Origin of the sequence: Peribacillus simplex (genome assembly GCF_030123325.1) — a bacterium.
Taxonomy (GTDB): Bacteria; Bacillota; Bacilli; order Bacillales; family DSM-1321; genus Peribacillus; species Peribacillus simplex_D.
In genome coordinates this window covers 4,668,756-4,689,662 of record NZ_CP126106.1, presented here as the reverse complement: position 1 = coordinate 4,689,662, position 20,907 = coordinate 4,668,756, and the positions used below count along the sequence as shown (strand labels likewise).

Below are 20,907 nucleotides of genomic sequence, written 5' to 3'. Positions count from 1 at the left end.
ACCCCAATTGTTAGACAACATCTAACAATTGGAGGTGCAGTTTTTTTGACTAAATATACGATAGACGAAAAATTACATGCAGTTTTAGAGTACTTAGAAGGAAAAAAATCCTATAAATCCATTGCACAAGAAAGAAATGTAGGTTTATCCCCTCTGAAAAGATGGGTCGCTCGCTATCTAAAACATGGGATGGAAGGACTTGCTTCATCCTATACAAATTACACTCTGCCCTTTAAACTAGAGGTACTTAAATATATGAACGAATATGGGGCATCGATCAACGAGACCGCTGTACACTATAACCTTCCTTCCGATTCTACACTTTTGAATTGGGCAAATCAGTTTAAGGAAGGCGGTATAGACGCCCTTAAACCAAAGAAAAAGGGGCGTCTATCCATGAAAAAAGAAACCAAGAAAACATCGCCAGCTAATGGCTCTCAAGAAGCACTTCTTGCCGAATTAGAATACTTACGTGCAGAGAATGCCTATCTAAAAAAGTTGAATGCCTTAGTTCAAGAAAAGGAAGCCTTACAAAGAAAGAAAAAGCGAAAGTAGTCCATGAACTAAGGAAACAATTTGATTTAAATCTGCTTCTATCCATTTCTAAAATGGCACGGAGTACGTACTATTATTGGGTAAACGCCTTCGGGCGTGAGGATAAATACACAGAAATTAAATCACTTATCAAAGAGATTTTCCATACGCATAAAGGGCGTTATGGGTATCGGCGTATCACCCTAGAATTACGTAACCGAGGTGCTCGCATCAATCATAAAACAGTTCTCCGATTGATGAATGAACTAGGATTGAAGTCATTGGTTCGCATGAAGAAATACCGTTCGTACAAAGGGAACATCGGCAAGATTGCGCCCAACATTCTAGCACGTGATTTCAAGGCGGCAAAGTCCAATGAAAAATGGGTGACAGACGTCACCGAATTCCATCTAGCTGGGGAGAAACTATACTTATCGGCCATTCTTGATTTGTTTAATGGTGAAATCATCGCCTATAATATCGAATCTCGGCCTGTTTATCCGCTCGTTTCCAAAATGCTGGATAAAGCCTTTGATCGCTTGGAATCGAAAGATTCACCCATTCTCCATTCAGATCAGGGCTGGCATTATCAGATGAAACAATACTCGCATGATTTGAAAAGACATAACATTACACAAAGCATGTCCCGCAAAGGAAATTGTCTCGATAATGCGGTCATTGAAAACTTCTTTGGCTTATTAAAATCCGAATTACTCTATCTTCAAGAATTTGAAAGCATGGAGCATTTCAAACAAGAACTAGAAGAATATATCCATTACTACAATCATCAACGAATCAAGGTAAAATTAAAAGGCATGAGCCCGGTAGATTACCGGGTTCATGCCCTCAAGGCTGCCTAATTATATAAAGTGTCTAACTTTTTGGGTTCACTTCATTACGGGCTCTCTTTTTTGTTTGTCACAAATCAAACCTCCATTTTGTCTTATAAGTGTAACCAAAAAGATTTGATGGAGGAGATAGACATGGAACAACGCATTAACTACATGAAGACAAATCGGGAAGTGGTCAAATTAATGATGGGATTGGAGGAGTACAAAAAAACAACGGGAATCGATGGCGAATTAATCGAATTGATTAAAATTCGCGCGTCTCAAATCAATGGCTGTGCGTACTGCTTGGATATGCATACAAAGGATGCCCGGGCAATGGGTGAAACGGAACAAAGAATTTACTGCTTGAGTGCTTGGCGGGAATCACCATTCTATTCTGAACCGGAAAGGGCAGCGCTGGAATTGACGGAAGCGGTCACGGCCATTTCTGCAAACGGTGTACCTGATGAACTGTATGAGCGGGTCCGCCTTCATTTTGATGAAAAACAATATATCGATCTCGTGACCATCATCATCACGATTAACGGCTGGAACCGATTGGCCATTTCAGCCAAAAGCATCCCAGGGCACTATAAGCCTGTCATGCAAAAATAATTGTGTTATTAAAATCGCTTGTATGGTTACGAGGGGTTCTATCTAAATTTTAAAAAAATTGATTGGGGCGGGTGTACGAGACTCCTGCTTAGAAAAGTGTGTCCAAGGGAGACCCCGCAGGCGCAAAGGATCCGAGGAGGCTGCCGGACCGCCCGCGGAAAGCGAGTGCCTGGAGTAGAAATCAAACAAACCCTTAAAAAAATGTAGACAACTTTTCATCGAAGGATTAACACCTGCTCAAAAGTTAGGAATTACATTTGATTCAATAAATAAAAAGCCGCGTTTTTGTAAAAATCGTGGCTTTTTATCATCATTTTTCCTTTTTATAAAAGCGTTCACCCGTATCAGGATTATAATACACCCTTGTTTTTTCCCCAGTCACAGGGTCTATATTTATTTCATCTGTCGATTGAAATCCATCAGGAACTTTTGCGCCGTGATTACGTTTAAACCGTTTATCATAGATAAAGTATCCAAGTAAAATGCATAAGATAACTATAACAATTTGTAATATATAGTACCCTATGATGAATTTCATTATATCTTCTCCACAATGACGGCGGTTCCATATGCAACAATTTCGCTCATATTTGTACCGATTTCCCCAGAATCATATCTCATCATGACAATTGCGTTTGCTCCCATTTCATTGGCATTTTTTATCATACGGTCCATAGCTTCTTTTCTTGAATCTTCAAGCATAGCTGTATATTGCTTGATCTCCCCGCCTACCAGGGATTTCAACCCTGCCATGATATCGCCGCCAATCCCTCTGCTTCTTACAATTAGACCAAAGGTAGGTCCTTTTACTTCTACAATTTTGTAACCTTCAATTTTTTCTGTGGTAACTACCAACACATTAATCGCCTCCATAAAATTTCTTTAGAATCTCCTGAACTGAAAGTAAGTCCCCAATATCATTTATATCTATGTGCTGTGCAGCCTTATACTCTTTTTTACATTAGCCATTGTGTGACTTCCATAATGATTACCATTTTATCAAGCACAAAAATAATAACATTCCAATTTTAACATAATATAAGCTTATCCTTCTTAAACAATAGGAAGTTCACTTATTTAACACGTAGCATATTTCGGGTAAACATAAAAATCCCATTTCGTAGAAAAGAGATGGGATTGAATTTTGATTGAATGGTTATTTGTGTGTAGATTCATGATGCCAATTGGGAGCGTTTCCCGATAACCAGCCTTTTCGCTCCCGCAAAGGTAATTTTGTAAGCGGGCATGTTATGAATAATCTTTTTTCAAAACATGCCCTTTATTTCATTACAAATTATTTTAATGGATATATTTGCATCCAGGGTGAAACCATAACCGTAACATTCATCTTACCTGCATTATGTCTAACTGGCTGCGGGAACAGCAATTCGAGATTTGGAAGTGAATGTGACCTTTAAAGCAAAGATTATAACCAGAACCCTTCAAAAAGAAATCGAGGAGTAAAATCAATGTGGGCAATGATTGGAACAGTGTTTACTGGAGCCGTTATTTCATATTTCGAATTACCTCAACTTATTAAACATAAATGCTGGAGGGAAGTCTCCGTTTATATTCTATTGCTTTTAGTTGGCATGACGTTGAGTATTTTATTAATCAAAAATATTACCATCCCTAATCCCTTAGACTGGATAACAAAAATTTATAATCCCTTCACATCTTTCATGGAACGGATTCTGTCTTAGGGGGGGTACTGATCATGCTCGAGAAAGGAAAAATTAGCTCCGGGGAATTTCTTATATTGGTCATCATATTTACGATAGGAGGTTCGATACTTAATGTACCTGCTCTACTTGTCACGTTAGTGAAGCAGGATGCCTGGATTTCCTATATCATGACGACGCTCATCAGTTTATGTTTTGTATTCTTATATAATAAATTAGCCTCCATTTATCCATCTAAAACTTATGTCGAAGTGAATGAAAAAATATTGGGGAAATGGGTTGGGAAAATCTCGGCACTGCTCTTTCTTTTTTATATTTTATACCTTTTGTCTGCTTTATTGTATGAAATAGGGAGTTTTTCAACGACACAAATTTTGGTTGGAACGCCTATCGAAATGATCATGGTTCTTTTTTTATTGACAAGCATAATCGGTGTACGCTTAGGATTGGAAGTCATCAGCCGAACTGCATCAATCTTTTTCCCTTGGATAGTTTTTATGCTTTTCATGTTATTTTTACTTCTTATCCCTGAGATCAAATTAGAACATATACAGCCTATTTTCGACGACGGCATGAAACCAATTATTAAGGGCTCCTATCACATTTTGGCACTCCCGTATGTACAGCTCGTTTTCCTTTTAATGATCATGCCATATGTAAATGAAAAGGATGAAATGAAAAAAAACTTTTATCGGGGAACATTATTGGGAGGCATGGTTCTATTCTTGGTGATCATTTTCAGTATCCTCGTATTGGGTATTGATATAACAGCACTGCAAAACTATCCTTCTTATAGATTAGGAAAGAGGTTGAGTGTCGGTAATTTTTTGGAACGTATTGAAGTCATTGTAGCCTTCATTTGGATTCTTTCCGTGTATTTCAAGCTAACGATTTGTTATTATGGAATGTCTCTGGGGTTAGCACAGGTACTGGGATTAAAAAATCACAAAATTCTTCACTTCCCATTAGCATTTATCATTCTTGCCTTCTCCATCATTACACATCCAAATACAGTACATAGTCAAAACTTTACTTTAAAAGCATGGACGCCATTTTCCTTAACCATTTGTTTTCTGCTCCCGGTGATATTGCTAGTGATTGGACTATTGAAAAAAAAGCGTTCCATTTCAAAGGCGGCCAAAGGATGTTAAATGCAGCCTTTGGTCTAATAGCTTCATCTGTAAGGAACTTCCATGACGAAAAACTTGTTAAATGTCTACCTGAGGATGGTGACACGGTCCTATATAAACGAATCAGTGATTTCCTTCCTTTGAAAAAGCCTTGGTATTGATAGGCTTTTTTTTGAATGATCATACCGGGATTGAACCAACCACAGCATTCTAATGTTCCCCATGCTAGCTGAAGGCGTATCCCAAATGTAACAAGATTATATGGAGGTTCCATGTTCTTGGATTATCGGAGTTAATCGTAAAAACAAAATTCGACAAGGATTTCATGGCTGGTGTAAGATGAATGAAAAAGCCAGAAATGGGGTGAATGCTTTGGTTGATTTATTACCGTCGCTGTTTGAAAAAGTGGGGATCATCGTAATTGCCGCATTCCTGCTTTCTTATATGAAACCGTTTCGGCAAATGATAGGCCATGAACATGAAATGTCAAAGAAAATCATGTTTATCGCACTTTTTGGAACGTTTGGCATCATAAGTAACTATACAGGGATCGAAATCGGGATTCATGCCATGCCAGAGGGGAATTGGCATGCTGAGATTGCTCCCGATAACGCGATTGCCAATACAAGAATCATGGGCGTGGCCATCGGCGGTTTGCTGGGAGGTCCATTTGTTGGGTTGGGAGTAGGTTTGATTGCGGGGCTTCACCGTTATTTTCTCGGGGGTTTTACGGCGGGGGCTTGTGCAATCGCTGCGATTTTGGCTGGGGTTTTATCGGGTTTTTTGGGGAAAAGGCGGCGAAAGCATGGGATGATCACCCCTTGGTTTGCCCTTCCCATTTGCATGGCATTGGAAGCGATCCAAATGGGCATCATCCTGGTGACGGCCAAACCATTTGAAAGGGCGTGGGAGCTCGTACAAGTAATCGGACTGCCCATGATCATCATCAACGGGTTCGGGACTTTACTATTCATGCTCATCATTCAGTCGATCACGAGGGACGAAGCACGGACGCGGGCCGTACAAACCAATCTTGCGTTCCTGATTGCGGATCAAACCTTGCCCTTTTTCCGGCAAGGTCTGAATCAAACTTCATGCAAGAGAATAGCCCAAATCATCTTGGGGCTGACTGAGGCCGATGCCGTGGCCATTACCAATGAACATAGCGTACTTGCCCATGTGGGTGCTGCGTCCGATCACCATGTCCCAAAGGTGGGGATAGCGACAGGCTTAACGAAAAAAGCCCTTGAACAAGGGAAAATCATCGTGGCCAAAACAAAAAAGGACATTTATTGTTTTCATGATCAATGCCCATTGCAAGCGGCAGTGGTCCTGCCGTTGCAGGTCCAGCAGAAAACGGTCGGGACATTGAAGATGTATTTCAAGCATCCGGATAAATTAAGCCAAGTGGAACAAGAGTTAGCTGAAGGGTTGGCCAAACTATTTTCCACTCAATTGGAACTCGCTAAAGCGGAAATGCAAACGAAATTATTGAAAGATGCTGAAATTAAGGCCTTACAGGCACAGGTCCATCCTCATTTTTTATTCAATGCAATCAATACGATATCCGTTCTATGCCGGACGGATGTCGAGAAGGCAAGAAACTTATTGCAGGAGCTCAGTGCGTTCTTTCGTTCTAATTTACAAGGTGCCCGACAAATACTGGTGCCGCTGGAAAAGGAATTAGAGCATGTTAACGCATATTTATCACTGGAACAGGCGCGTTTTCCAGATAAATATCATATCGACTATCGCATTGAGCCAAGGCTTAAGGAAGTTCTCATCCCTCCATTCACGTTACAGCCGCTTGTTGAGAATGCGGTACACCATGCATTTCCACTTCTGAAAGGCAAAGGTGAAATCATCATTCACGCATACTTTAAAGACGGTACGATGCGCATTGTTGTGGAAGATAACGGAAAAGGGATTTCAAGCGGGAGAATAGATGAATTGGGTAAGCATGCTGTAGAATCGACTAAGGGTACGGGAACGGCCCTTCATAATATCAGTGAACGGCTGGAAGGGATCTATAAAGGACAGGCCAGCCTCTCGATCGCAAGTGAACCGGGGCACGGAACACAAGTGAAAATATCAATACCACTCAACGAAAAAGGAGCATATGTCAACGATGATGAAAGCATTTATCGTAGAGGATGAACCACTGGCAAGAGATGAATTGAAATATCTATTGAAGAGAAGCAGGCAAGTTGAAGTCGTGGGTGAGGCCGAGGGGATAGAAGATGCCATGAGGGATATCTCCCGCCTTAAACCTGAACTTGTCTTTTTGGACATTGAGCTTGCTGAAGGCAATGGCTTGCATTTGGCTAAGCAATTGGCGGAACTTGACCCCGCACCTTCGCTCATTTTTGCGACCGCTTACGATGAGTTTGCCCTCCAGGCTTTCGAGTTATATGCATTTGATTATCTATTAAAGCCATTTAATGAAAAAAGGATTCGCCAAACATTGGATAAGCTCATGAAGCAGCGGCAAATCGGGAAAGGTGAATCCAGGACAGTACCTCCCGCCAGCCGTACGGCGGTGGAACAGACAGGTAAATTGGCTGTAGTGATAGATGATCGTATCGTTTTGATTGACCGGGATAATATTTTGTTCATAGGACTCATGGAAGGAAAGACGATCATTAAAACCGAAGAAACTGAATATAAAATCGGTGAGCCCCTCATCGTGCTTGAAAGGAAGCTCGATAAGCGCTCATTTTTACGGGTGCATCGCGGTTTTATCGTGAATGTCATCCATATATCTGAAATACAGCCTTGGTTCAACTCGACTTATAATCTCATTATGAGTGACGGATCAAACATTCCGGTAAGCCGCACATATGTGAAGGAGCTAAGGCAGCTTATCGGTTTTTAAAAATTTTCATAATTCTGCATTTTACCTTCTTCATATTGCAGTCCATCCCCCGATATCTGCATTATAACTTGAAAACCCATTGAAGCCGCTTTCATTGTGATATCATCATTTTACGATGTAAGAAATAGAGGGGGTTCAAATATGAATGCGGTTACAATTGTCATAGGCTCCATTTGTATATTAATGATTGCCTACCGTTTATACGGGACATTCATAGCACTCAAAGTATTAAAACTCGATGATTCGAAGCCGACTCCGGCCCATAAATTAGAAGATGGAAAAGATTATGTTCCAACAAATAAATGGGTGGCATTCGGCCACCATTTTGCAGCCATTGCAGCGGCTGGTCCTTTGGTGGGTCCGATCCTTGCTGCACAATTCGGCTATTTGCCAAGTTTATTATGGCTTTTAATCGGGGCTGTAATCGGGGGAGCCGTCCATGATGCCGTCGTGCTTTTCGCGTCGATGCGGAAAGACGGCAAATCCCTTTCGGAAGTTGCAAAAGAAGAACTTGGACCTGTAGCAGGCTTCTGTACAGGACTCGCGATGCTTTTTATCATTACGATCACGATGGCGGGACTTTCAATGGTCGTTCTGCATGCTTTGGAAAATAATCCATGGGGGACGTTTGCAGTCGGGATCACCATTCCCATCGCCATGGGAGTAGGGCTTTACCATAAAAAAACCGGCAATCTGAAAGGTGCGACCATCGTCGGTTTTGCGCTTATCATGGCCGCGATTTTACTTGGTCCGAACATTCAAGGAACGGCACTTGGTGACTTATTGACACTCGAGGCGAGCACACTTGCCATCATTTTGCCGATCTATGCTTTCTTCGCTGCCGCATTGCCTGTTTGGCTGCTGCTGGCACCTCGTGATTACTTGAGTACATTTATGAAAATCGGTGTATTTGCCGCATTGATTATCGGTGTTTTCGTGGTTAATCCAGAAATCCAGTTTCCTGCGTTTACCGAATTCATTAATGGCGGGGGCCCGATTGTAGCCGGACCCGTTTGGCCATTCATTTCAATAACCATCGCCTGTGGGGCGATTTCAGGATTCCATGCATTTGTCGGATCAGGCACAACCCCAAAGATGTTAAACCGTTGGAGTGATATCAAATCCGTCGGTTTCGGGGCGATGCTTGTGGAATGTGTCGTTGCCATCATGGCATTGATTGCTGCGGTTTCGCTGCAGCCAGGGGATTATTTTGCGATTAACTCCTCACCTGAAGTATTTCAAACATTAGGTATGGAAACCGTACACCTTAACGAACTCAGTGAAGAAATCGGCATTAATCTGGAAGGAAGGACAGGCGGGGCAGTTACACTTGCTGTCGGCATGACCTATATTTTTACCGAAATACCCTTCTTTGATAAATTGGCTTCATTTTTCTTCCAATTCGTCATCATGTTCGAGGCGGTGTTCATATTGACCGCAATCGATTCAGGGACACGTGTTGCCCGTTACTTAATCCAGGACTTCTTCGGGGAGTTTTATAAACCACTAAAAAGGGTCGACTGGCTGCCGGGTAACATCTTTGCCAGCGCGTTAGCCTGCTTTATATGGGGATACCTGCTTTACTCTGGGGACATTAGTTCGATCTGGGCACTCTTTGGCGTATCCAACCAGCTCATGGCCTCGATTGGACTCATCATCGGTGCGACCGTCGTATTGAAAATTGCAGACAAACGCTGGTATATGTGGACATGCCTTGTACCCCTTGCCTATTTATATGTAACGGTTAATGTAGCAGGGTACTGGATGGTCAGAAACGTATACCTGAACCCGGACTCTGCAGGATTCAGCATCTTGAACGGAATATTATCGATCACCATGTTAATCCTGGGCTTGATCATTCTGGTTGCCGCCTTGAAAAAATGGCGGGAGCTTTGGAAAATCCCTCAGGCAGAACTACTGAAAAGATCAGCATGAACATAAAAATCCGGGCGGAAGCTGCCCGGATTTTCGTTCGTTGCGGCCCTCAATATCGTTTTCCTTAAAATTAGACACAAAAACCTGAAAAAGGAAAGTATCAATAACCCCAACTTTGTTAATGATAGCAAATGAGGAGGTGTGATAAGATGGCAAAAGATGTTCTGTGTGAAGTGAATAATTGTAAATATTGGGATTCTGGAAACAAATGCAGTGCTGATGCTATTTATGTTGTAAGTCATAAAGGGAATCAAGCATCAAATAGCAAAGAAACGGATTGCAAAACATTTGATCCAGAAATTTAAATCATCGGGGGTAACCATCAACTGGTTACCCTTCTTTCTTTTTATTATTGATAATAAAAATCATTTTCATTCAAGATTATCGAAATTCATTTTATTTTTCTTCATGAAAAGGATATTTGGACGATAAATTCGAGAGTATGGGCGATATATTCAAAAGTTTGATCGATTTCCACGTGAAATCGGGCGAAATCTCGAGAATTCACACATTACTCGTGAGTTTTGCTGTTTTACTCGTGAATTCGTACATTACTCATGAATTTGGCAGTTTTACTCGTGAGTTTGGGCAATTTACTCGTGAATTCGCACATTACTCGTGAATTTGGCTGTTTTACTCGTGAGATTGGGCACATTACTCGTGAGTTTGAGCAATTTACTCGTGAATTCGCACATTACTCGTGAATTTGGCTGTTTTACTCGTGAATTTGAGCACATTACTCGTGAGTTTGAGCAATTTACTCGTGAGATTGGATACTTTACTCGTGAATTCGCACTTTACTCGTAAATTTAGCAGTTTTACTCGTGAGTTTGGGCAATTACCTTTGAAAGAGTCAGCCCATCACCGATTGGAATGAGCATGGATTCCAATTGAGGGTGTTTGGCAACCGTTTCATTGAATGCCTTCATGAATGCAGTGTGACGTTCAGGTTCTGCATCCGGATTGGCAACACTGCCCCTTGCAAGTACGTTATCCATGACGATTAAAGCACCCGGTTCCGCCAGCTTAATGCAATATCGTAGGTAATTTTCATAATTGTCCTTGTCGGCATCTATAAAGAAAAAATCAAATTTCTTGTTATCACGTACGAGTTTTTCAAGGCTTGGTAGAGCTTCTCCGGTCATATATGATACTTGATCGCCAAAGCCGGCTTTGCATAGATTGTGATAAGCTAACTTTGCGTATTCCTCCTTTAATTCAAGGGAGGTTAATTTTCCTTCGCTGCCGAATCCCCTGGCAAGGCAGATTCCGCTATAGCCCCCAAGAGCGCCTATTTCCAAAACATTTTTAGCTCCTGAAATGGATATAAGCATTGTAAGAAGTTTCCCAGATGAGGGGGATACCGATATGGACGGCATTCCGTTTTCTTGTATGGACGTTATGACTTCTTCCAAAAGGGCATCTTTGGTATAAAACAACGAATCGATATAACTGTTAATTTGTTTCATTCATTTCCATTCCTTTCTCACCGTTATTGGATGTTTCCTTTTCTTCACTTTTCTTATCGGCTGCTTCATTTTCTTGTATTTCAAATAATTGAATGAATTCGTTGATTAACATATCGATGGCTTTTAATTCACCGACTAAGATTTGATTAATGGAATGAAACTCTGGTTTATCTAACTGTTCCTTAATGGTTGAACGTTTAACATTCATCATTTCTAAAAAAGCAAGGGCCCTTCCGCGGCGAAACGTTTTTGGGCCATGATGGTGTGAACCATGGTCTTTTCCTTTGTGATGGCCATCCCTTTTGAGTTTTTCATTTCTCATGTTAAAACCTCTTTCTGTGTATACATATGTATACACTTTTTGTCTTGTGTTAAACGTATACATATGTATACAAAATGTCAACTGAAAATAGAATGGAAAAATCAAAATGCAGTTTATAAAATAACAAAGATAAAAAAACAGATCACCATTCTAGCAGGTGATCTGTTTTCATTTTTGAACTTTACTAAGTAAATCCAAAAGCTGCTGCTTTTCCGCCTCATTCAAGTTGGCAAACTGTGATGCTTGAAAATGCTCTTGTTTTGGAACAACTTCATGAAAAAACTCTTTTCCTTCCTCTGTCAATGAAAGATATTTTGTTTTCCATTCCTGTTCCCGTTTAATCAATCCCAACTCTTCCATTTTCCTTAATAGTTGAGTGATATTGCCTTTTGTCACAAAAAGCTTGTTTGCCAGTTCTTGCTGAGACAATCGTTCATGTGAACCCACTTGGACCAAGATATCGAATTGGGCTGCCGATAGATTCCATTTCTTTAAATGTTGATTCGATTCCCGGATACTCTGGTTATATATTCTTGTTATTCGGAACCATAACATTAAACCTAGTCGTTCCTCATTAGTAGATGCGGAGGGTTTCGTTGTGTTTTCTTTCATGAATGTCACCTCATTCTTTCTTCGTCACAATCAGTTTATGAATAAACCAATATGGTGTCAAATGAAAAAAATTCCATCTTCAAATTAAAGAAACCAGTATTATCGATTGATACTGGTTTCGATTCCTTTATTATGTGGTCGTTAGTTTAGCAAAGATGATAAAAAACAGTGTTAATTCGCCTATTATCACAATATTCGGTACCCCGACAAACAAATTAAAAATAAAAAAGACTGCTAAAATCCCTAAAAATAATCCTAAATGATATATTTGCAACCGCTGATGCTTATGTCTATATTGGTGGAAAACAAAAGTGGTTGAAATGAAATAGAGCAATACGGAACCAAAAACAAAATATAAGATAAATGAATAATGGACCTCATGTAAAAACAATAATCTGATGGCTGCTGCAATCATGCTTATGGACATTAAAATAAACAGATGACCGTAAATGATGATTTGGCCGGAAGATTGTACAGACCTGTCGACCTTTTTCTCCATGTTATCGAAATATTGCCACCACATAGCTATTATCAGGGCAAATGAAATGATGGAAAAGGCTATCGAATCCCAATTTCCTTGTTTAGGTTGTATGACCGCAAGAGTGCTCACAAGAGCTTCCCCAAAGAGAATGATGGTGAATAGACCAAAGCGCTCCAACAAGTGGGCTGTATTTGTAGGAACCTTTTCCAAGCACTTTCTTCCAAGGATTGGGATGATGATATCGATCAGGATGCCCAAATACAGCACAGCATAGCGAAGCCAAGAATCAAAAAGGACGGAGAATAATGAAATGACGATCCCAACCCAAAAATACCTTCCCAAAAAGAGTGCTGCCTTTTTTCGAACTCCCTCTTCTATCCGCTGTACAACAAGATATTGGATGGCCGTCACGGCTCTTAAGCCAATATAGCCAATTAAAAAAGAAAGATAATAAGGATCAAAATCAACAGATAAGCTCGATGTCATAATGAGGACAAAAAACATTTGCAGTATCAAAAATAGCCGTTGATGAAATACATCCTTTCCAAACCGGTTAATAAATATGGTTTGCCCTACCCAAGCCCACCAGATAGGAATAAAAATCAACACGAACTTAAACAAATACTCCAGATGGATATATCCATCTTCAACATGCAGTAAAACATGAGTGGCGCCCGCAACGGCCGCCACAAATAACAAATCATAAAAGAGCTCTAACCATGTAACTTTCTTTTCATCCATTTCCGCACTCCTCCCAATCGCCTTATAGTTAATAGTATGTTGTAAGTATTCAGAAAATGGAAGAGGGACTTTGGTGCATGCAATTTTTGAGTTCATGATCAATTTTAGGAAGTTCTTTTTACCCAGCTATTATGTTTTTCCATATTTAGTGATTAGGAATAACGTCACTTTTTTGCCGTTGGTATATTATGGTGCTATAGGAGATGATTTCAAAATGGGAGGGAAGTAGATGACCAGAACCATCGGCCTTATTTGCGGCAGTTTACGGGAAAATTCTTATAATCGAATCATTGCTCAATCATTGACAGATATGATTGATTCTTATCAATTTCGCTGGATCGAAATTAATGATCTTCCGTTGTTTAACGAAGACTTGGAAATAAGCGGCGTTCCAGAAGCAGTGACGTCATTTAAATCCGCCATTCAGGACGTTGACGGTATCATCATCGTAAGCCCAGAGTACAATTCCGGAATACCTGGTGTATTAAAAAATGCATTGGACTGGGCATCAAGACCTCGGGAGTCCGCTGTACTTACCAAAAAACCAGTTGGCCTGATCGGAGCTACTCCTGGGGGAATGGGCACTGCATTTGCTCAAATGCAAATCAGGCAAATACTGGAGGCCATGCAAGTTCATGTTCTTCCATTTCAAAAAATGCTGATATCGCAAGTACATAATAAGATTGATTCTGATCGTAAAGTGCTTACTGACGATCAAACGAAACGTTATCTCGAGCGTTATTTACAACAATTCATTCATTGGATCGATCACACTCCAGTACTAGATTAATTAGCAATAATCAATGAATCTTACTATATATATGATTGACAGGTTATAAGTTTATAGATAAACTTAAAACAACAATCAGTTAAGTTATAAACTGATTGCAACCAACGAAGAGGTTGGGGGAATTTCCCTACATATGAACTTTCTTCGATAGCTTTAATAAAAGGGGGACTTTAAAAATGTCTGATCTCTATTCTCGTATTTCCAAAGATGATGCTGCCGTTCTACTAGTGGATCATCAAACCGGTCTTATTTCAGGGCTAGTGCGTGATTATGGTGTTGATGAATTCAAGAACAATGTTATGGCTCTTGCCAACACCGCTAAGTTTTTTGATTTGCCAGTCATTTTAACAACGAGCTTTGAAAACGGGCCAAACGGACCGCTCATGCAAGAATTGGAAGAACTTTTTCCTCACGCACCAAAAATAGCTCGGCCTGGACAAATTAACGCATGGGATAATGAAGATTTTGTTAAAGCAATCGAAGAAACTGGAAAAAAACAACTAATCATCGTGGGCGTGGTTACGGATGTCTGCGTTGCTTTCCCGGCACTTTCCGCTTTGAACGCTGGTTATGAAGTGTTCGCTGTCACGGATGCTTCTGGAACAGTCAGCAAACAGGTGGCTGATGCGGCTTTAGCGCGTATGGCCCATGGCGGTGTGCAGCTTATGAACTGGTTTAGCGTAGCGTGCGAATTACAACGTGATTGGCGCAACGATGTCGAAGGTTTTGGTGCTTTACTTTCCAGCCAGCTTCCTGGTTATCAGAATATAATCGGAAGCTATAGGGGATCTCAGCGCGATTTCAGCAAGATATAAAGATAACTTTACTTGTGTCCTTATACAAGGGAGGGACATTATGCCCATCCCAGTTTTTAAACAAAAAGGTTTCGGAATGTTCTCATTCCGAAACCTTTTTAATTTTGGCTCTTTTCGTAAAGATTGTTGTTTCTAAAACGAAACGATTTAAGGTTGATTGGAACGGATTGCGAGACTCCTGCGGGAGCAGCGGGACAGGTGAGACCCCACAGGCGTTTACGCCGAGGATGCTCACCGCCCGCCTCGCGGAAAGCGAGCATCTGGAGGGGAAATCAACCACACCGCTTTACTTGGTAAATAGCAACAAAGTATGCGAAAACAGCCTTTTTTAAAGTTCTACTTCAATCCCTTGCCGAATCCATACTTCAATTTCCTTCACGAAACAATAAAATCCATGCAGGTTGTCTTAATGGCCAAAATGATCTTTATTCACAAAATTTCATTAATATTGACGGTATCAATCCATGACTTTATCATAACAACAGGATAATGATAATCATTTTCAATTATGTAGTATTCGTAGTGTAAGAAGTTAAATAGGTATAGATGAAGGAAAGGGTGCGAAAAATGAGAGAATCTAGAAAAGCAAGAACGTTTGGGGGAGGAGCATTGATCCTGTTATTCACGATTATGATGATGTTATCAGGATGTAATAATTCTCAAAAAACAACAGAAGCAGAGAAGACATCTGCCGAAACAAGTAATCAAGAAACAAGGACGATTAAGCATGAAATGGGAGAAACGGAAATTAAAAATACTCCTAAAAAAATCGTTACGCTTGAATTATCTTTCGTTGATTCTTTAAATGCCCTAGGGATAAAACCTATCGGGATTTCAGATGACAACAAAAAAGATATGATTACAAAGCTTGTAGGCCAAGAAATGGATTATACTTCTGTAGGAACACGTGAACAGCCAAATTTAGAGGTGATCAGTTCATTACAGCCGGATTTAATCATTGCAGATGCTGAGCGGCATAAAGGGATTTATAAAGATTTACAGCAGATTGCTCCTACCATTGTCTTAAAAAGCAGGGAATCTACATATCAAGAAAACCTGGATTCATTTAAAACGATTGCAAAGGCAGTGAATCAGGAAGATGCTGCTGAAAAAAGATTGAGCGAGCATGAAAGAACGATTAAGGAACTTAAGGCAAAACTTACTGTTGATTCAAATATGACGGTTTTACCTGCAGTTGTACGAGATACTTCATTCCAAGCCCATACTTCATCTTCTTATGATGGGGAATTGCTTGAAAGCATGGGATTGAAAAATGCCATTCAGCAGGAACAGCCACATGCCGAGATGAACCTGGAGCAGCTTGTCGAGATTAATCCGGATGTGCTGCTTCTAGCGAATAATGAGGGTAAGTTACTTACTGATGAGTGGAAAGACAATCCTCTTTGGAAAGACCTGAAGGCTGTAAAAAACGGACAAGTGTATAGTGTTGATCGTGATTTATGGACGAGATACCGTGGTGTTGTATCAGCGGAGGCCATTGCTAAAGACACTTTAAACATGCTTGGTGAAGAATAAAGGAACAAAAGCGAAGTAAGAGATCCCATTCTTACTTCGCTTTCCATTAGGTTTAAATTTAGTTAGGAAGTGTGTTGTATAGCGATGGAAACTGTAGCTAGAAGTAAACTGAAAGTGTATTGTACCGCTATCGCTGGAATCGTTTTGCTGATTTTAGGAGTCCTGACGAGTATTTCGGTGGGAGCGGCCGATATAGATGCATCCATGGTTTTGAAGTCCTTTTTTGATGCCGACTCGTCCAAGGAACAAACTATTATAAGGACCCTTCGATTGCCCCGGGCTTTAGTTGGAGCATTGGTCGGTGCCAATTTAGCGGTGGCGGGCGCTCTCATGCAGGCCATTACCCGGAATTCATTAGCTTCTCCACAAGTGTTTGGTGTTAATGCCGGTGCCTCATTTTTTATTGTGTCCGCGTTCGTTTTCTTTCCTGACCTTTCTTCCGTATCTCTAGTTTGCGTTGCATTCATTGGGGCAGCAGTGGGTGGGATGGCCGTCTATTCTTTTGCTTCGGGAGGGGGGATGACCCAGGTAAAGCTGGCATTGGCCGGAATGGCTGTTCACTTTTTTTTATCTTCTTTAACGCAAGGCATGATCATCTTTAATGAACAAGCGAAAGATGTGCTCTATTGGTTAGTCGGGTCTATTAATGGGAAAACATGGGCACACGTTAACATGATTCTTCCTTGGTCCCTTTTCGGGCTACTTGTCGCTGCCTTGTTCTCTCGATCTGTTTCCATCCTTGTCTTAGGGGAAAATATGGCGCAGGGACTTGGACAGCGGGTGTACCGAATCCGTATTTTGGCAGGAATATTGGTGATCATTTTGGCAGGATCTTCGGTTGCCGTCGCAGGACCGGTCGGCTTTGTAGGATTGATCATTCCTCATATCGTCAGGAGAATGGTGGGCGGGGATTATCGGAGAATCATCCCTTTTTCTGCATTATTCGGCGCTTTACTCTTGGTTTACGCAGATATTCTCGCCCGGTTTATCGCATATCCTTTTGAGTCGCCGGTAGGCATCGTAACAGCTATAATCGGTGCGCCATTCTTCCTTTATTTAGCGAAGAGAGGGAGGAATATTAAGCAATGAAACGAAAACGGACATTTGGGTTGAAATCAACTTTGCACCCTTATTCTATTCTCCTGATGCTGACGGTTACCATGCTGATTTTAGCAATGGTGAGCCTGGGCTTAGGGGCCATTTATATCTCACCTTTAGAAATTCTCCAAAATTTCCTTGGAAATGGCATGCAAAGCCAGTCGTTCATTCTGCACAACTATCGCATACCACGTATTTTGATTGCCGTGATAGTGGGGGCCGGTTTGGCAACGGCTGGAGCCATCCTGCAAGGAGTCCTTCGAAATCCGTTGGCTTCTCCAGATGTGATTGGGGTAACAAAAGGGGCCGGCTTGGCAGCTGTTATAGTCATCGTTTTATTTCCGCAATCGCCCATTATCATTCTGCCTCTTTCAGCTTTTATCGGAGCGGCGGTCATGGCGGCAATTTTGATGATATTTGTTTATAAAAAAGGAGCCCAGCCAAATACAATCGCTTTGGTGGGAATTGCTTTGGGGGCCATATGTCAAGCGGGTATAGAGTATTTCATGGTCAAGTTCCCGGATGATGTAAACACGACACTGCTGTGGTTGACCGGCAGTCTATGGGGAAGAGGATGGGATCAAGTATTCATTTTGCTTCCATTTCTTGTCCTTGTCCCGGTATTGATTGCCTTAACTTCCAAAATGGATGTACTTAGCCTTGGCGACGATATAGCGACAGGTCTCGGTGAAAGATCAAAATTACTGCGTTATATGTTGTTGAGTGTTTCTGTCATATTAATCGGAGTCTGTGTAGCGGCGGTGGGTTCCATCGGTTTCATAGGTTTAATTGCCCCCCATATCGCACGGAGGGTGGTAGGGTCAAAATTCAAGGTTTTGCTTCCTGCTTCAGCTCTTTTCGGTTCCATCTTTTTACTCGTTGCCGATAGCCTGGGAAGAGGATTATTTCCTCCAATAGAAATACCCGCGGGAATTATCACTGCGGTGATTGGAGTGCCATATTTTTTATATCTATTACGCCGAGAACGAAAAATAACATAAGGAAGGTTGAATATCATGACAACATTATCAGCAGAGCATCTTTCCCTCTCTTATGGATCAACTCAAATCATCGATGATATCGATTTGGAAATTCCTGAAGGTAAGATCAGTATAATCATAGGTTCCAATGGTTGTGGCAAATCTACCATTCTCCGGTCCCTAGCCAGATTATTAACACCCCAGCAAGGCACGATCTATTTAGATGGAAAAGCCATTCATCTTCAATCTTCCAAGGATGTGGCAAAGAAATTGGCTATCTTACCCCAAGCTCCGGAAGCTCCTGAAGATATAACCGTTAAAGAACTATGCTATTATGGCAGGCATCCGCACAAAGGCTTATTTTCCAGACAAACCCCGGAAGATCATGCCATTGTCGACCGGGCATTATCCGCAACAAAAATGACGGAATTCGCTGATCGGACATTGGATGCATTATCTGGAGGACAAAGGCAAAGGGCATGGATTTCGATGGCTTTGGTACAAGAAACCGACCTATTACTGTTGGATGAACCGACAACCTATCTGGACTTAGCGCACCAAATTGAAATATTGGAATTACTGCGCGATTTAAACTCCACTCATGGGCGAACGATTGTCATGGTTCTGCATGATTTGAATCAAGCAGCACAGTATGCCGATCATCTGATTAGCATCAAGAAGGGGAAAATCTATAAAGAAGGACCGCCTGAAACGGTCTTTACAAAAGAGATGATCAAGGACGTCTTCGGACTTGAATGCTGCATTATTGAAAACCCTGTTGATCAAACGCCCCTATGCATTCCAATTGGTTTATCTCAAGATTAGTGAGATGCATATAGAGTTCGGAGGCAAGAAAACATCAGGGGGATTTCACATCCCCCTGATGTTTTTTTGTTTATCAAGTATCTTATTTATTCCCTGGAGCAGGTTGGTCGACCCCTTTAATTCTATGTCTATGCCCATCATCTTCCGTGGTGTGAAAATCGTAATAGTGAACATGCATTCCATTTCCAACCGGAATGGGCGGTCCCGAATATGCCTTATAATAATGGGTATGCCCATCCTCAAATAACACATATCCTTCAGTATAATGAATATGTTCCCCCTCTTGTGATGGAATTGGCGGGGAAGTTACATCTAAACATTGATGGACATGGCCGTCCGCTACGGAGGTATAATCAACAGATCCATGATTATGATGTGGTACGAACCCTGAAACAAAATCATCTTTTCCTACTTTATTCAATCTCTTCACCCCTTGTATAAATAAACGTTTTATAAACCATATGCTTGGAAAAATAAGAAGATTCTTAACGACCAAATTTATGGAAATAGGATTAAAACAAACCACAATAAAAGAACATAAATCCGGAGGAGAATACTGGCCAGGCTCAGTATAAATGATAAAATAGAAAGACTAATAGATTAAAGGAGACTTATTATCTTGGAAGCCAAATGTGTTAAATTCTATGAGTTCGGGAATCCGCAAAAGGTTTTAAAAGTTGAAAATAAATGTATTCAAGGACCTTTCGAGGGCGAGGTCCTCGTTCGGATGACCACACGTCCCATTAACCCGTCTGACTTGCTGCCCATTCGCGGTGCATATTCCCACCGAATTCCCTTGCCTTCCATTCCCGGTTATGAAGGGGTCGGCATTGTAGAAGAGGTGGGCCCATCGGTTTCGAAAGAGATGATAGGCAAGCGTGTTCTGCCTTTGCGCAGTGAAGGGACCTGGCAGGAATATGTTAAAACATCTGCGGACTTGGCCATCGTCATTCCCGATTCAATCGAGGATTATATTGCAGCGCAATTATATATAAACCCGGTAACCGCATGGCTAATCTGTACAGAAGTATTGGCATTGAAACCCGATGATGTATTACTCGTGAATGCTTGCGGATCTGCCATCGGCCGTATCTTCACCCAGTTATCGAAGATTCTTGGCTTTAAGCTGATTGCTGTAACGAGAAACAATAAGTATACGGAAGAACTGCTTAAACTTGGAGCTTCATATGTGATCGATACGTCCCGATCATCATTGCATGATGCAGTGATGGACTGGACGAATGGGCGCGGAGCGAAAGCGGCCATAGATTCAGTGGGCGGCATCGATGGTTCAGAGCTAGCTTTTTGTGTTCGGCCTAATGGCATCTTATTAACGATCGGCCTTTTATCAGGACAGTCTGTAAATTGGGCTGAGATTTCACAAAGGACAAAAGTGGATGTTAAAATGTTTCATCTTCGGCATTGGAATCAGCAGGCTTCCATTCAAACTTGGCATGAAACGTTTAACCTTTTGATGGGATTCATTAATGATAAAAGATTGAAGTTCATGATGCCGGCTTCCTGGTACAGCCTTCAAGATGTGCACGAAGCCATTCATGTCGCTGGCAATGGAGGGAAGATTTTCTTAAGCAACTGATTCGCATGCTAAAATTGCAATGGCGGTTTGCTGATTGAAC

22 protein-coding genes are annotated in these 20,907 nt (G+C 41.2%); 15 read left to right on the top strand and 7 right to left on the bottom strand.

Annotated features, from left to right (window positions below; genetic code table 11):
• Positions 1 to 45: 45 nt before the first annotated feature.
• Both QNH43_RS22360 and QNH43_RS22355 read left to right on the top strand, forming a co-directional pair.
• A protein-coding gene (locus QNH43_RS22360; protein ID WP_283914783.1) for an IS3 family transposase occupies positions 46 to 1,394 on the top strand; the annotation gives its coding sequence in 2 pieces (ribosomal slippage) (positions 46 to 490 and positions 490 to 1,394; 1,350 coding nt in all).
• Positions 1,395 to 1,517: 123 nt separating this feature from the next.
• Complete coding sequence (locus tag QNH43_RS22355) at positions 1,518 to 1,979, top strand: carboxymuconolactone decarboxylase family protein (RefSeq protein ID WP_283915741.1); 462 nt, start codon at positions 1,518 to 1,520, stop codon at positions 1,977 to 1,979.
• 310 nt (positions 1,980 to 2,289) lie between these two features.
• On the opposite strand, the gene QNH43_RS22350 is transcribed toward QNH43_RS22355, so the two are convergent.
• Both QNH43_RS22350 and QNH43_RS22345 read right to left on the bottom strand, forming a co-directional pair.
• On the bottom strand, positions 2,290 to 2,517 hold the full coding sequence (locus QNH43_RS22350; RefSeq protein ID WP_283915740.1) for a hypothetical protein: 228 nt from the start codon (positions 2,515 to 2,517) through the stop codon (positions 2,290 to 2,292).
• Complete coding sequence (locus QNH43_RS22345) at positions 2,517 to 2,837, bottom strand: YbjQ family protein (RefSeq protein WP_076372230.1); 321 nt, start codon at positions 2,835 to 2,837, stop codon at positions 2,517 to 2,519. Before QNH43_RS22345 ends, QNH43_RS22350 begins: the two co-directional genes overlap by 1 nt.
• A gap of 859 nt (positions 2,838 to 3,696) precedes the next feature.
• On the opposite strand from QNH43_RS22345, the gene QNH43_RS22340 reads away from it, so the two are divergent.
• The 6 genes from QNH43_RS22340 (at position 3,697) to QNH43_RS22315 (ending at position 9,906) form a co-directional block, all read left to right on the top strand.
• The gene (locus QNH43_RS22340) at positions 3,697 to 4,812 is read left to right on the top strand and encodes a GerAB/ArcD/ProY family transporter (protein WP_283915739.1); all 1,116 of its coding nucleotides are present in this window, start codon (positions 3,697 to 3,699) and stop codon (positions 4,810 to 4,812) included.
• Complete coding sequence (locus QNH43_RS22335) at positions 4,806 to 4,952, top strand: hypothetical protein (RefSeq protein WP_283915738.1); 147 nt, start codon at positions 4,806 to 4,808, stop codon at positions 4,950 to 4,952. The genes QNH43_RS22340 and QNH43_RS22335 overlap by 7 nt, the downstream gene beginning before the upstream one ends.
• Before the next feature lie 178 nt (positions 4,953 to 5,130).
• Positions 5,131 to 6,948: a sensor histidine kinase gene (locus tag QNH43_RS22330; protein WP_283915737.1), complete on the top strand. Its 1,818-nt coding sequence runs from the start codon at positions 5,131 to 5,133 to the stop codon at positions 6,946 to 6,948.
• Positions 6,920 to 7,666, top strand: a complete 747-nt coding sequence (locus tag QNH43_RS22325) for a LytR/AlgR family response regulator transcription factor (RefSeq protein ID WP_283915736.1) — start codon at positions 6,920 to 6,922, stop codon at positions 7,664 to 7,666. The genes QNH43_RS22330 and QNH43_RS22325 overlap by 29 nt, the downstream gene beginning before the upstream one ends.
• A 141-nt stretch (positions 7,667 to 7,807) precedes the next feature.
• Positions 7,808 to 9,601, top strand: coding sequence for a carbon starvation protein CstA (cstA, locus tag QNH43_RS22320; protein WP_076372238.1), 1,794 nt, complete (start codon positions 7,808 to 7,810; stop codon positions 9,599 to 9,601).
• 149 nt (positions 9,602 to 9,750) lie between these two features.
• A complete protein-coding gene (locus QNH43_RS22315) occupies positions 9,751 to 9,906 on the top strand; it encodes a DUF1540 domain-containing protein (RefSeq protein ID WP_065310844.1) in 156 nt (51 codons plus the stop codon).
• Between the two features lie 513 nt (positions 9,907 to 10,419).
• Here QNH43_RS22315 and QNH43_RS22310 read toward each other — a convergent pair.
• From QNH43_RS22310 to QNH43_RS22295, 4 genes are all read right to left on the bottom strand, one after another.
• Positions 10,420 to 11,070 (bottom strand): O-methyltransferase, encoded by a 651-nt coding sequence (locus tag QNH43_RS22310; protein ID WP_283915735.1) that lies wholly within the window; start codon positions 11,068 to 11,070, stop codon positions 10,420 to 10,422.
• Positions 11,057 to 11,392 (bottom strand): hypothetical protein, encoded by a 336-nt coding sequence (locus QNH43_RS22305; RefSeq protein ID WP_283915734.1) that lies wholly within the window; start codon positions 11,390 to 11,392, stop codon positions 11,057 to 11,059. Before QNH43_RS22305 ends, QNH43_RS22310 begins: the two co-directional genes overlap by 14 nt.
• A 168-nt stretch (positions 11,393 to 11,560) precedes the next feature.
• Complete coding sequence (locus QNH43_RS22300; RefSeq protein ID WP_283915733.1) at positions 11,561 to 12,004, bottom strand: MarR family winged helix-turn-helix transcriptional regulator; 444 nt, start codon at positions 12,002 to 12,004, stop codon at positions 11,561 to 11,563.
• A gap of 130 nt (positions 12,005 to 12,134) precedes the next feature.
• Positions 12,135 to 13,226 (bottom strand): low temperature requirement protein A, encoded by a 1,092-nt coding sequence (locus QNH43_RS22295; protein ID WP_283915732.1) that lies wholly within the window; start codon positions 13,224 to 13,226, stop codon positions 12,135 to 12,137.
• Between the two features lie 229 nt (positions 13,227 to 13,455).
• Between QNH43_RS22295 and QNH43_RS22290 the strand changes: the two genes are divergently transcribed.
• The 6 genes from QNH43_RS22290 to QNH43_RS22265 all read left to right on the top strand — a co-directional run bounded on the left by QNH43_RS22290 (position 13,456) and on the right by QNH43_RS22265 (position 19,270).
• On the top strand, positions 13,456 to 14,016 hold the full coding sequence (locus QNH43_RS22290) for an NADPH-dependent FMN reductase (RefSeq protein WP_283915731.1): 561 nt from the start codon (positions 13,456 to 13,458) through the stop codon (positions 14,014 to 14,016).
• A 176-nt stretch (positions 14,017 to 14,192) separates the two neighbouring features.
• Positions 14,193 to 14,831 (top strand): isochorismate family cysteine hydrolase YcaC, encoded by a 639-nt coding sequence (gene ycaC, locus QNH43_RS22285; RefSeq protein ID WP_283915730.1) that lies wholly within the window; start codon positions 14,193 to 14,195, stop codon positions 14,829 to 14,831.
• 567 nt (positions 14,832 to 15,398) lie between these two features.
• On the top strand, positions 15,399 to 16,367 hold the full coding sequence (locus QNH43_RS22280; RefSeq protein WP_283915729.1) for an ABC transporter substrate-binding protein: 969 nt from the start codon (positions 15,399 to 15,401) through the stop codon (positions 16,365 to 16,367).
• 84 nt (positions 16,368 to 16,451) lie between these two features.
• On the top strand, positions 16,452 to 17,456 hold the full coding sequence (locus tag QNH43_RS22275; protein ID WP_283915728.1) for a FecCD family ABC transporter permease: 1,005 nt from the start codon (positions 16,452 to 16,454) through the stop codon (positions 17,454 to 17,456).
• Complete coding sequence (locus tag QNH43_RS22270) at positions 17,453 to 18,466, top strand: FecCD family ABC transporter permease (RefSeq protein WP_283915727.1); 1,014 nt, start codon at positions 17,453 to 17,455, stop codon at positions 18,464 to 18,466. The genes QNH43_RS22275 and QNH43_RS22270 overlap by 4 nt, the downstream gene beginning before the upstream one ends.
• A 15-nt stretch (positions 18,467 to 18,481) precedes the next feature.
• Positions 18,482 to 19,270 carry an ABC transporter ATP-binding protein gene (locus QNH43_RS22265; RefSeq protein ID WP_283915726.1) on the top strand — a complete coding sequence of 263 codons (789 nt, stop codon included), beginning with the start codon at positions 18,482 to 18,484 and terminating at the stop codon, positions 19,268 to 19,270.
• Between the two features lie 82 nt (positions 19,271 to 19,352).
• Here QNH43_RS22265 and QNH43_RS22260 read toward each other — a convergent pair whose 3' ends face one another.
• Positions 19,353 to 19,691, bottom strand: coding sequence for a YmaF family protein (locus QNH43_RS22260; RefSeq protein WP_283915725.1), 339 nt, complete (start codon positions 19,689 to 19,691; stop codon positions 19,353 to 19,355).
• A gap of 198 nt (positions 19,692 to 19,889) precedes the next feature.
• On the opposite strand from QNH43_RS22260, the gene QNH43_RS22255 reads away from it, so the two are divergent.
• Positions 19,890 to 20,867 (top strand): zinc-dependent alcohol dehydrogenase family protein, encoded by a 978-nt coding sequence (locus tag QNH43_RS22255; RefSeq protein WP_283915724.1) that lies wholly within the window; start codon positions 19,890 to 19,892, stop codon positions 20,865 to 20,867.
• Positions 20,868 to 20,907 lie beyond the last annotated feature (40 nt).

Coding starts and splice junctions, on each gene's coding strand:
- QNH43_RS22355 (WP_283915741.1), top strand. CDS start 1,518: ATGGAACAACGCATTAACTACATGAAGACAAATCGGGAAGTGGTCAAA.
- QNH43_RS22350 (WP_283915740.1), bottom strand. CDS start 2,517: ATGAAATTCATCATAGGGTACTATATATTACAAATTGTTATAGTTATC.
- QNH43_RS22340 (WP_283915739.1), top strand. CDS start 3,697: ATGCTCGAGAAAGGAAAAATTAGCTCCGGGGAATTTCTTATATTGGTC.
- QNH43_RS22335 (WP_283915738.1), top strand. CDS start 4,806: ATGTTAAATGCAGCCTTTGGTCTAATAGCTTCATCTGTAAGGAACTTC.
- QNH43_RS22330 (WP_283915737.1), top strand. CDS start 5,131: ATGAATGAAAAAGCCAGAAATGGGGTGAATGCTTTGGTTGATTTATTA.
- QNH43_RS22325 (WP_283915736.1), top strand. CDS start 6,920: ATGATGAAAGCATTTATCGTAGAGGATGAACCACTGGCAAGAGATGAA.
- cstA (WP_076372238.1), top strand. CDS start 7,808: ATGAATGCGGTTACAATTGTCATAGGCTCCATTTGTATATTAATGATT.
- QNH43_RS22315 (WP_065310844.1), top strand. CDS start 9,751: ATGGCAAAAGATGTTCTGTGTGAAGTGAATAATTGTAAATATTGGGAT.
- QNH43_RS22310 (WP_283915735.1), bottom strand. CDS start 11,070: ATGAAACAAATTAACAGTTATATCGATTCGTTGTTTTATACCAAAGAT.
- QNH43_RS22305 (WP_283915734.1), bottom strand. CDS start 11,392: ATGAGAAATGAAAAACTCAAAAGGGATGGCCATCACAAAGGAAAAGAC.
- QNH43_RS22300 (WP_283915733.1), bottom strand. CDS start 12,004: ATGAAAGAAAACACAACGAAACCCTCCGCATCTACTAATGAGGAACGA.
- QNH43_RS22295 (WP_283915732.1), bottom strand. CDS start 13,226: ATGGATGAAAAGAAAGTTACATGGTTAGAGCTCTTTTATGATTTGTTA.
- QNH43_RS22290 (WP_283915731.1), top strand. CDS start 13,456: ATGACCAGAACCATCGGCCTTATTTGCGGCAGTTTACGGGAAAATTCT.
- ycaC (WP_283915730.1), top strand. CDS start 14,193: ATGTCTGATCTCTATTCTCGTATTTCCAAAGATGATGCTGCCGTTCTA.
- QNH43_RS22280 (WP_283915729.1), top strand. CDS start 15,399: ATGAGAGAATCTAGAAAAGCAAGAACGTTTGGGGGAGGAGCATTGATC.
- QNH43_RS22275 (WP_283915728.1), top strand. CDS start 16,452: ATGGAAACTGTAGCTAGAAGTAAACTGAAAGTGTATTGTACCGCTATC.
- QNH43_RS22270 (WP_283915727.1), top strand. CDS start 17,453: ATGAAACGAAAACGGACATTTGGGTTGAAATCAACTTTGCACCCTTAT.
- QNH43_RS22265 (WP_283915726.1), top strand. CDS start 18,482: ATGACAACATTATCAGCAGAGCATCTTTCCCTCTCTTATGGATCAACT.